This window comes from Actinoplanes cyaneus, assembly GCF_016862095.1.
In the GTDB taxonomy this organism is placed as follows: domain Bacteria; phylum Actinomycetota; class Actinomycetes; order Mycobacteriales; family Micromonosporaceae; genus Actinoplanes; species Actinoplanes cyaneus.
This window is the reverse complement of sequence record NZ_BOMH01000099.1, coordinates 1-10,067: the sequence shown is the minus strand read 5'-3', so window position 1 is coordinate 10,067 and position 10,067 is coordinate 1. Positions and strand designations below refer to the sequence as shown.

Annotated in this window: 9 protein-coding genes and 2 pseudogenes; 6 read left to right on the top strand and 5 right to left on the bottom strand. The window is 67.2% G+C overall.

All coding sequences use genetic code 11. The features are described 5' to 3' along the window. Nucleotides 1-255: 255 nt before the first annotated feature. The gene (locus Acy02nite_RS44825; RefSeq protein ID WP_203755887.1) at nucleotides 256-1,101 is read left to right on the top strand and encodes a hypothetical protein; all 846 of its coding nucleotides are present in this window, start codon (nucleotides 256-258) and stop codon (nucleotides 1,099-1,101) included. Nucleotides 1,102-1,111: 10 nt separating this feature from the next. Here Acy02nite_RS44825 and Acy02nite_RS44820 read toward each other — a convergent pair whose 3' ends face one another. Further along, nucleotides 1,112-1,522 (bottom strand): bifunctional DNA primase/polymerase, encoded by a 411-nt coding sequence (locus Acy02nite_RS44820; protein WP_264653458.1) that lies wholly within the window; start codon nucleotides 1,520-1,522, stop codon nucleotides 1,112-1,114. 455 nt (nucleotides 1,523-1,977) lie between these two features. Between Acy02nite_RS44820 and Acy02nite_RS44815 the strand changes: the two genes are divergently transcribed. From Acy02nite_RS44815 to Acy02nite_RS44805, 3 genes are all read left to right on the top strand, one after another. Further along, complete coding sequence (locus tag Acy02nite_RS44815) at nucleotides 1,978-2,469, top strand: hypothetical protein (RefSeq protein ID WP_203755883.1); 492 nt, start codon at nucleotides 1,978-1,980, stop codon at nucleotides 2,467-2,469. After that, on the top strand, nucleotides 2,466-2,711 hold the full coding sequence (locus tag Acy02nite_RS44810) for a hypothetical protein (RefSeq protein ID WP_203755880.1): 246 nt from the start codon (nucleotides 2,466-2,468) through the stop codon (nucleotides 2,709-2,711). Before Acy02nite_RS44815 ends, Acy02nite_RS44810 begins: the two co-directional genes overlap by 4 nt. Nucleotides 2,712-2,898: 187 nt before the next feature. Next, nucleotides 2,899-3,201, top strand: coding sequence for a hypothetical protein (locus tag Acy02nite_RS44805; protein ID WP_203755877.1), 303 nt, complete (start codon nucleotides 2,899-2,901; stop codon nucleotides 3,199-3,201). Between the two features lie 7 nt (nucleotides 3,202-3,208). Here Acy02nite_RS44805 and Acy02nite_RS44800 read toward each other — a convergent pair whose 3' ends face one another. Together Acy02nite_RS44800 and Acy02nite_RS44795 are read right to left on the bottom strand one after the other, a co-directional pair. Then, complete coding sequence (locus Acy02nite_RS44800) at nucleotides 3,209-3,685, bottom strand: hypothetical protein (protein WP_203755874.1); 477 nt, start codon at nucleotides 3,683-3,685, stop codon at nucleotides 3,209-3,211. A 468-nt stretch (nucleotides 3,686-4,153) separates the two neighbouring features. Continuing rightward, a complete protein-coding gene (locus tag Acy02nite_RS44795) occupies nucleotides 4,154-4,984 on the bottom strand; it encodes a tetratricopeptide repeat protein (protein WP_203755872.1) in 831 nt (276 codons plus the stop codon). A 144-nt stretch (nucleotides 4,985-5,128) separates the two neighbouring features. Between Acy02nite_RS44795 and Acy02nite_RS47075 the strand changes: the two are divergent. Continuing rightward, nucleotides 5,129-6,316: pseudogene (locus Acy02nite_RS47075) on the top strand (ISL3 family transposase); the annotation flags it as partial. 315 nt (nucleotides 6,317-6,631) lie between these two features. Here Acy02nite_RS47075 and istB read toward each other — a convergent pair. Together istB and istA are read right to left on the bottom strand one after the other, a co-directional pair. After that, nucleotides 6,632-7,423, bottom strand: a complete 792-nt coding sequence (istB, locus tag Acy02nite_RS44785; RefSeq protein WP_203755870.1) for an IS21-like element helper ATPase IstB — start codon at nucleotides 7,421-7,423, stop codon at nucleotides 6,632-6,634. Then, complete coding sequence (istA, locus tag Acy02nite_RS44780; RefSeq protein WP_203755868.1) at nucleotides 7,420-9,066, bottom strand: IS21 family transposase; 1,647 nt, start codon at nucleotides 9,064-9,066, stop codon at nucleotides 7,420-7,422. The genes istB and istA overlap by 4 nt, the downstream gene beginning before the upstream one ends. A 152-nt stretch (nucleotides 9,067-9,218) precedes the next feature. On the opposite strand from istA, the pseudogene Acy02nite_RS44775 reads away from it, so the two are divergent. Beyond that, nucleotides 9,219-9,959 (top strand): annotated as a pseudogene (locus tag Acy02nite_RS44775) (transposase); the annotation flags it as partial. Between the last annotated feature and the right edge of the window lie 108 nt (nucleotides 9,960-10,067).

The following is a 10,067-nucleotide window of genomic DNA, read 5'->3' as shown; positions in this document are numbered from 1 at the left end:
GGATGAAAATGGCTCAATTCGTCCGGCGCACCGACGGTCGGTTAGCTGGCGCTTAACACTTAGTAGGGCTGCTGGTCTGGCGTCGCGTAGCGGCGCCACGAGGCGAATCTGCGGAATCTCAAGATGGATCACCCTCCGCTCGAATCTGAACACTGAGGGTGAGAATGCGCGTGATCCTGGCTCCGGCCCTCGGATGATCGGACCCAATTTGCACCGGGTCCGATGAGGACACCGATCGGGGCGCCGCACGAGCATGTGTCCATGCCGGCCGTTGCGAATTCCCTGAGTAAGGTTCTGCTTTCCCTGGTGCTCGTGCTGTCGGGATGCGGCGTCGCCCCCAAGGTGCTGGGCAAAATCGTGCTGGAGATCGGCACCGAAATCGCGGTCGACGCCGGCGCCGATTACCTCAAGCAGATATTCACCTCGGACGAGGCCAAGGGGAAAGCCACCCTCATCGTCAGCTACACCAACGCCGCCGGCGACGGTGTCGGAACCAATTACGCGATCGCCGGTGCCGACGCGATCACCACCCAGAACGTCACCATCGAGGACGTCAAGGGCGAGATCCACATCGTCGGTAACGGCAACGGAATCGCGGTCACGGCGGCCGGCGGCACCACCGGAAAGATCGCGATCGAGCTGGGCGGCGCCGTCCGCAAGGGGGCGGGCGTGAGCAGCGGCGAGGACCAGGCGGCCACCATCGACGGCATCCTGCGGTGGTCCGGCCGCAGCCGATCGGCCCTGTTCGCCGCGCTGAACGACCTCGACGCCTGCCGCGATGTCGACGACGCTACCGACGCCCTGCGGGGCGTCGCGAACGGCCGGGCGCACCAGATCGATGCGCTCCAGGGCACCGACGTCTCCGCCCTGTCCGGCGGCGGCGCCCTCCGCGACACCCTGGTCCGGGCGCTGACGTTCTCACTGCGGGCCGACCAGGCGTTCGTGCGTTGGGGCGAGTCCGGCTGCGGCAAGGACGGCAACCACGCCGACGGCATGCGTTACTCGCGCAGTGCCACCGCCACCAAGCGTCAGTTCATCGGCCGGTGGAACCCGATCGCCAGCGGCTACGGCCTGCCCACCTACGCCGAGACCGGCATCTGATCAGCCGGCCCTACCGGCGCCCGCGGCCGGTCAGCTTCACGGTGAGCCAGGCGGGCAGCGGCGCGATCGCCACGTCGTGGGCGACGGTGTACGGCAGCCCGTCGACGATCGAGCCGGGGCCCACCAGGTAGCCGCCGAGCCGCTGTCCGGGGGCGCGGACGTCGACGCCGGGCCACCAGCCGATCGAGCTGGGCACGACCACGCCGGCCGGGGCGCGGAAGTACAGGTGCAGCCCGCCATGCGCGGTCGCCACGGTGAACGTGACCGGCCACGGCGCCAGGGCCGCGGCGCACAGCGCCCGCAGCGTGTCGACGCCGTCGACGCCGTCCTTGCGGTCCAGGTCCACGCCGACCACGTCCGAGGTGCGGCAGGCTCGGCGGCTACCTGGTGGGCCCCGGCTCGAGTTCGCCGACGGCCTCAAGAGCCTTTAACCACCGGGGAGGATGCCCCCTTCCACCGGGGACTGGGTACTCGGCGTACTCGAGGAGAGCGGAATGGGCGACATGGTGGCGAACGCCGTGACGTTGATCCCTTGTCCGTCGCCGGGCACGTTGCCGCTGCTGGAGGGGTTTCCGGAGGCACTTCGAGAGTGGACCCGCGGGGGTCGCCGTGGTGCCCTACGACCCAGCTCTGGAGTCCGGCTCCTTGACCGAGTACGGGGATCTGCAGCCGGAGACCCGGCAGGCATGGTTGCGGGCCGCGTCGACGATGTTGGAGCCCTTCGCCGACCGTTATGGTGGTTCCTGCAGACGCAACCGGCCCCGTGAGCGCCAACTCACGAGGCCGGGCTCCCGCACGAGGCAGGGTCGTTCTTCAGCAAGTTCGACCATACCTAGGTGCGATCGGAAGGTCATCAGGGCCCGCCGAATCGCAACCATGGAGGTCTCGCACGGGAGCGGCGTTTGCCCCCGCGCGCCCGGAAAGCCGGCGCGCGGTAACGCCTTCCCAAAGGAGATCTGCGGAATGACCCCCAGCAACACCACCGTGCCCTACCTGACCGGGACCGGGCTCGCCCGCACCCTGAACTGCCTACCGCTGCAGCAGAGCCGGGTCGTAGACGAACTGCGCCACCAGCGCGAAACCCAGGAATTCAACCCGTGGTCTCAGCTCTGCGGCGCGATCCGCCGCGATCTGCGTTTCCGCACCGGCCATCAGCATCTGCAGGCCGCTGTCGATCAGCCGCCGGCCCGTTTCAGCACCCGTTACCGGGATCTGGCTCCCGGCTGGCTCGCCTTCCTGGCCAGCCGCGGCGGCCCCGGCGGGATGGGTGAGGCCAAGCTGACGAGCGCCACCACGGTGCACGGCGGGCTCACCATCAATCTCAACCCGCAGGTCGGGCTCGTGCATCCGATGGTCACGTCGAGGTGATCCACCTGTGGTTCGACACCACGCCGCTGAGCGAGCACAGCGTCCAGGTCCTGCTCTACCTGATGCAGACCAACATCAGCGCGCTGCACTCTCCGGACGCGACCGCCTGCATGCTCGACCTGCAGGCCGGCACGGCCTACCGGCTGCCCGCCCGATGGCAGCACGCCCGCGGGCTCGACGGGTACGTCGCCGGCCACGCGGCTCGCATCGTCTCCCTCTGGACCGGGAACCTCGCCGCCTAGCGAACCGCCTCGGCGGCCACGTCGAGCAGCACCTCGGCGTGGCACGTAACGCCAGCGCGTACTGACATCAACCTGTCGCCGGTCACTAACATCAACTGCCGCTCAACAGCTAGCGTCTCGGCCAGCCACCGGCGAGGGACATCGGAGAAGGTCGCGTACGCGAGATGCCCACCTCTACGCTCAGCGCATGACTGCCACGGCGCGCAAGATCACTGTCTTGGACGGCTTCGACCAGCGATACGAAGCGCTGCTTGTCATGGAACCTTTGCAGGGCAATGCGATCGACGATGGCTACACATGGCGTGGCCGGATCACCGCGATTGAGGGCGACGACGTGCTGGCCCGGGTCAAGGGTTCCAGCCTCAGCTCAGCTTGCACCATCCTGACGGAGGAACCCGAAGGCCGCTACGCGGCGACTCTGCTCCGCCCTGATAGCGGTAGCTTCCTCGCGCTGGGTGCTGGACCCGTCCCGTTCACCGATCACCTATAGAAGGCGTTCACCAAGCCGGCAGCGGCACTTGGACCGGCTCGTCACGCCCGTCCCATGCGATCAACAGCTCATCCAAATCGGGAAGTTGGTCGATACCGATCACCACGACCTGGAACGAACCGTGGGCAGGCACTTCGTTGTTTCCTAGCTCTGACCGAACGAGGCCGTTGTAGGCCGGAGGCACAACCACCCGAACGCCGGAAGCCGTGCTGGTGCCGACGTTACGCAGGACGAAGGTAGCGCCGCTGCCCTTGCGGGCGGTACTGCGCCGCTCTGCCTTCCAGGCGACGTCCGGCGGCGGCGGTGGCAGCGCGGCCTCGGCTGCGGCGGCCTGGCGTTCAGCAGCGTCCGCGCTTCGCTTCGCCTCGCGCGCACTGTCCTCGGAGGCGTCAGCGCTTCGGCTGGCGTTTCGGTTGGCCAGGATGGCAACGATCAAGGCGGCCAAGGCGATCGCAGCGACCACGATGTCCACGACGACGTCCATGGCCGCAGACCGTACCCCAAATCGACCGATGCGAGCCGCAGCCGTACCGGCAAACCGCACCGTCGCTGCTGGAGGAGCGCGTGCGCAACGACTTTGCTCAAACCGACTCACGCTCGGCTCCTCGCAGTCGGGGCGACCGCCAGTGACATCAACTTGTCGGCGAGCGGTGACATCAACCCGTCGCTCAACAACGAAGCAGGACCGGGCAGCGAGGCCGGGGAGCAGCGAAGTCGAGGGCAAGCCGACCCGGACCGCAGCGCCGGCCACGGCGCGAGGTGTTGAGCGCCAGCTAACTGTTCTGGGAGACGTCCCTGAGATGCCCGAGTAGGCGCCAGATAAATGTCGGCGCCCACTGGACGCAAGGGCGTCGAGTGGGCCGGCCAACCCCGGGCAGATGGCGGTCCGGCTGTCGCCAGCCTGTCGCCAGGGTGTCGGTAGGGACGCAGCAGCGTGATTATCTGCCTAGTGTCAGTCCGTACTGGCTCGCGGACGGAATAACGCCAGCTGCTTGGCAGCACCTGGCGTGCCTGCAGCTACCTCTTCCTCTAGTTCCCGAATTCTCCCTCGCTCAGCGAGTAGTTCGATCAGCCACACGGGGGCAAACGGGTCTCCCTCGTCAGTCAACTGCCGCAGATCGGCGATCGCCTTCTCGAACTGGCCATGCCGGCTGCGCAGTACAGCCAGCCGTCCGAGAACGTACCGATCACCTGCGTCGGCGCGCGGCTGCATCAGTTCGACGGCATCGTCGAAGTGACCCTGTTCGGCCAATACTTCGGCCAGCCGGACGACGGTGTCATGGCTCCCCCCAGCCCGGAACATCAGGGCACGGGCTTCCTTGGTGCGGCCTTGTCTGGCACGCGACTCCATCAACAACGTCACGGCCAACGACTTCACGGAGAGGAAGTCGCTGCCGTCGGCTCGCTGCTCGAGCTCATCGACATGGCCCTGGTCGAAAAGCGCCTGCACCAACAGCTCGCCAGCGTATGGATCTCCACCGTCGGCAAGATTGCGCAACTCCTCAAGGCGGTAGTTCCTGGCGAACAATCCGGCCAGCTGACCTGAGAGGTAGTCGTTGCCTTCATCCGCGTGCGGCTGGAGCAAGGCGATAGCGTCGTCCACCCGCCCGTACTTGGCGAGCATCGCCGCCAGCGACCCGAGCCCGACTTCATCGTCTTCACCGACAGAAAGCCGCAGCAGAGTGATGCCCTTTTCAACCTTGCCGCTCAGGGCAAGCATGTGGGCCAACAGTTCGGCAGCAGCCCTGTCCCCGGCAGTGGCTCGCTGCAACAACTCCTCCACGTGGCCCTGGATAGCGAGGAGCCCATTCAACGGTTCCACGGCGTGCAAGTCACCGGCCAGTACCCGCTGCCGCGGGACTGTAAAAAGAACGGCTCTGGCTCACTTTCGGTGGTGACTAAAAGTGATCGGCGTCGTTGTAGTCGTATGAGAGATGCCGATGCAGTGTTGAGCACAGTGTTCGCCGGTCTGTCTCCGCTGGTAATCGAAGATGTCGTTGACCAGGGTGAACTGATCCTGATCCAGGCACGGACACCGTCGTCGGCGGTGGCGTGCCCGGGCTGCAGGGCCCTGACGCAGCGGGTGCACGGCTATCACGAACGCGTGGTTGCCGACGTTCCGGTCGATGCCCGCCGGGTCGTGCTGCGGGTTCGGGTACGGCGTCTGGTCTGTCCCACCCGCAGCTGCCGGCAGACCTTCCGTGAGCAGATCCCTGGCGTGCTGGAACGCTATCAACGCCGCACTCCCCGGCTGGCCGACCAGATCGGCGCGGTGGTCAAGGAGTTAGCCGGCCGTGCCGGGGTCCGTCTGCTGTCGGCCTTGGCAGTGCTGCTCTCCCGGCATACCGCGCTGCGGGTACTGCTCGGGCTGCCGCCGCCGGACCGGCCGGTTCCCCGGATCCTGGGCGTGGACGATTTCGCGTTGCGCCGCAGCCGGCAGTACGCGACGGTCCTGATCGATGCCGAGACACACGACCGCGTCGATGTTCTGCTCGATCGCCGAGCGGACACCCTGGAGAGCTGGCTGCGGGAGCATCCCGGTGTGCAGATCGTCTGCCGAGACTCCTCGGCCACCTACGCCGAAGCCGTCCGCCGGGCCCTGCCCGACGCGGTCCAGGTCGCCGATCGCTGGCACCTGTGGCACAACCTCGCCGAGGCCACCGGTAAAGAAGTCGCTGCTCACAGCCTCTGCTGGGCCAAGGCCGGCCCGCCACCGTCTGATTCTGACGGTCTCTGCTGGCCCCACCTGGGCGGCCCGATTTGGCTCCAGGGACTCGAAGTTCGCACAGGTCTGACGGCTTGTTTTGGCCCCAGCGTGGGGTCACAAGACCTCTCGATCAGGGTTGCTGAGCGTGACCAAGTGCTCGGTTGGCGGCGCAGTTTGCTGATCGGGTTCAGTGCCAAGCCATGCGAGGATGAGATGTCAGATCGGGGGTGCGGCCTGCTCTGCAGGCTGACAGTGTTCGAGAGGTGGGGTGTCGTGACCGGCGCCGGGTCAGATAGCCGGGTTATCGGTGAGCTGCGGGAGAAGATCGAGCAGGATCAGAAACAGCTGGCGTCTCTGAGTAGTAAGTCGTCGGCATATCGACAGCTTCGGCGACAGATCATCCGCAGTTCAGCGAGGCTGCGTGCGCTGGACCAAGATGTGAAGCTGCGTGCTTATCAAGTTCGCATGATGAGGATGATCTCTGTCGTATTGGGCGGCGTCCTTGTCGTTGCATGGTGGGGTTCATGGAAGCTGCTGATAGGCGTGGGCGTGGCTGCGCTCGGGGCGGGCATCGCTGATCGGCTGCCCGATCACGTGTATCGCACCGGCTTCGGATTTCACCGACGTGCTGAATAGTGCTCAGTCGTGATCGTCGTTTCAGTCGGCGTGCCTGCCGCCGAAGCGAGTTCGTGAAGGTGGTGAGCAGGTTCTGCGAGGACCTGTTCAGCTCGCCGCGGCCGCATCCTGCTTCTGCCGGGCGTGGGCGAGGCGGTAGGAGTCGGTGCCGGTCTCGATGATGTTGCCGCCGAAGGTGAGCCGGTCGACGATCGCGGCGCAGAGCCGCGGGTCGGTGAACGTCTTGGTCCAGCCCGAGAACGACTCGTTGGAGGCGATCGCGACGCTGTTCTTCTCCTCGCGTTCGGTCAGCACCTGGAACAGCAGTTCGGCGCCGCGCCGGTCGAGTTCCATGTAGCCGAGCTCATCGATGCAGAGCAGGTCAACCCGGCCGTAACGGGCGATGGTCTTGTTGAGGACCTTCTCGTCGGCGGCCTCCACCAGTTCGTTGACCAGTTTCGCCGCCAGGACGTAGCGGACCCGGAAGCCTTCCATCGCGGCGGCGGTGCCCAGGCCGATGAGCAGGTGCGATTTGCCGGTGCCGGAGTCGCCGATCAGGCAGAGCGGCTCACCGGAACGGACCCAGCCGCAGCCGGCAAGGGTGTTGATCGTGGCCGGGTTGATGCTCGGGTTCGCGTCGAAGTCGAAATCGGTGAGCCACTTCTCCCGCGGGAACCCGGCGCCCTTGATCCGCCGTTCGGAGCGGCGCCGGTCGCGGTCCTCGCACTCGGCCAGGAGCAGTTCGGCGAGGAAACCGCGGTAGGTGAGCTGCTCTTTCTCGGCGATGGTGATCAGCTCACCGACGCGGTTGCGCATGGTGGGCAGGCGCAGCATGCGGCAGGCCTGGTCGACGGCGGCTTCGGCGGCGGGTTCGGTCAGGGCGCGGCGGGGACGACTCATGACACTTCTCCTTGCTGAGGTGGTGCGGGTCCTGCCGCGCGGCGGCGTAGCAGTTGGTCGTAGTGCGCGACCGAGGGCAGCGGCCTGGAGTCCGGTGGCAGCGCGGCCAGCCGGCGTTCGGTCAGGCTGACCACCCGCCGCTGCTCCCGGGCGGTGGCCGGCGGCTCCGCTCCGGTGCTGCCAGGGTCGGGCCGGCTGACCTGCTGGGCGCGGCGGGCCTCCATCGCGACGACGTCCGCGCTGGTGGCCCCGGCATGCAGGGCGATCGTGATCCCGGCGATCACGTCCGCGGCCGGCAGCCGGCGGTGCAGCAGCAGGACGTCGATCAGCGCCCGGGTGCCGTCGGCGTCGCCGTGGGCCTTCACCGCCGCTGCCCAGAACGCCTCGTGCGCCATGGTGAACACCCCCGCCTCGCGAGCCTGCGCGAGCGCGGTCGAGCCGGGCAGGGCGCCGGGCTTGCGCAGCAGCACCTCCAAGTAGTGGTCCAGGACGAACGTCTGGGACTTCTTGACCACCGAGCGTTCATGGCGGGCGATCTCGGTGCGGCCGTCGAAGACGATCACCTCGGAGGCGCGCAGCACCACCCGGACGGTCAGGCCGATGAACCGGGCCGGGACGGAGTAGTGCGACTGGCGGACCCCAACGAGGCCGTAGCGGTTCACCTTCGGTGTCAGCACCCGGCCCGGCTCGAACCGGTCGACGGGCAACGCGACCAGCAGCGGCTGCTCGACGCCGAAGTCCTGCCCGACGGTCCGTAGCCGGTGTTCCAGGCGCCGGTCGTCGTCGGCCCGGTCCGCGTCCTCGATCATCGCGTTCAACGCGGCGAGCGTGGCGACCTCCGGGACCGGGACCAGGTGATTTCTGCGGAAGCGGCCGATGTCGCCTTCGACGCCGCCCTTCTCGTGGGCGCCGGCGATGCCTGGCATGCAGTAGAACGCCTCGAAACCCATGGTCGAGCGGAACAGCACCCATCGCTGGCTCTCGGTCCGGTTCCGGCCGAACAGCACCCGCGACACCGCCGACCGCAGATTGTCGTAGCGGATCTTCACCGTCGGCATACCGCCCAGCACGTCGAACGCGTGCAGGTGACCCTCGATGAACGCCTCCTGCCCCTGAGATGCGAAAACGCGGTGCGCCTTGCCCGAATACGACATCCGCAGCGCGAACAGGTAGACCTTCGTCGGGACACCGGCCAGCCGGATCCACAGCTCGCCGAAGTCGACCTCGGCTTCCTCACCGGGCCGGTGTGTCTGCACGATGAACGCCTCCTGCCGACCACGGCCAGCCTCCGCCGCGAGTTCACGTCGCCGGACCGCGACGTAGTCGCGCACCGTCGAGTACGACAGATCACCGGCCGCGTTCTCCGCGACCAACCGCGCCAGCACCCGGCGCACCGTGTGGCGCTGCTTACGCGGCGCGGTCAGATCCGCCGTCAACATCGCGTCGATCGCCGCCTTGAACGGCTCCAGCCTCGGCGCTGCCCGCACCGGCGCCTTCCGCGCCGGCGGCGGCTCCGCCGAATCGACCGCCTGCCGCACCACCCGCCGGTGCACCCCATACCGCTCCGCGAGGCCACGAAGCGAGACGCCCCGCCGGTAGTCCCGGCGAATCGCCTCGAACAGCTCCACACGCGAACGGGCCACTCGACGGCCTCTCCACTACGGAGAGTCGATACTCCCAGCTCCCCGCCCGGTGGGGCCAAATCAAGCCGTCACAAAAACCGATTCACTCGAACGGTGGGGCCACTTCAAGCCGTCCGGGTGGAGCCACGGGAGACCGTCAGAACCAACCGTCCGACGGGCCACAAGCCACCACCACCCGCGAACGGTGGCACCACGTCCACGCCCTGCTCGACAAAGGCGTCGGCCTGCTCGAATGCGCCCGCCGGCTCAACCTCTCGCTGAACACCATCAAGCGCTACGCCCGAGTCACCGAACCCGACAACCTGATCCGGGCGCCGCGCTATCGGCCCACCCTCGTCGACCCCTACCGCGATCATCTGCGCCAGCGCCGTGAGCAGAACCCCGCGGTCCCGGTCCTGCATCTGTTCCAGCAGATCAAGACTCTCGGCTATACCGGCAGCCTCAACCTGCTGCACAAATACATCAACCAAGGCCGCGTCGAAGCCGACCGTCCCACTGTTTCACCACGCCGCCTGACCAGCTACCTACTGACCCACCCCGATCACCGCAGCCAGCGGCAACAGGACCTGTTCGCCTCCCTCACGACCGCCTGCCCCGAGATGACGGCGCTCGCCGACCTCGTGCATTCCTTCGCCGCCCTGCTCAAACCCATCAGCAGCAACGCCGAGCGGCTCGCCGAATGGATCAGCACCGCCCGTCAAGAAGACCTGCCGCACCTGCACGCCTTCACCCGCGGACTCGACCGGGACCGCCACGCCGTCGATGCCGCCGTCACGCTGCCGCACCACAACGGCACCACCGAAGGCGTCAACACCAAGACCAAGCTGCTCAAACGCCAAATGTACGGACGAGCAGGCTTCGCACTACTCCGCCACCGCATTCTGCTCGGCTAACAAACTTACTCACCGTCACCACCGAAAGTGAGACAGAGCCGTTTTCTTGACAGACCCGCTGCCGCAACTCGTCCACCCGGCCCTGGCTGAACAGCGACTCCACCAAGA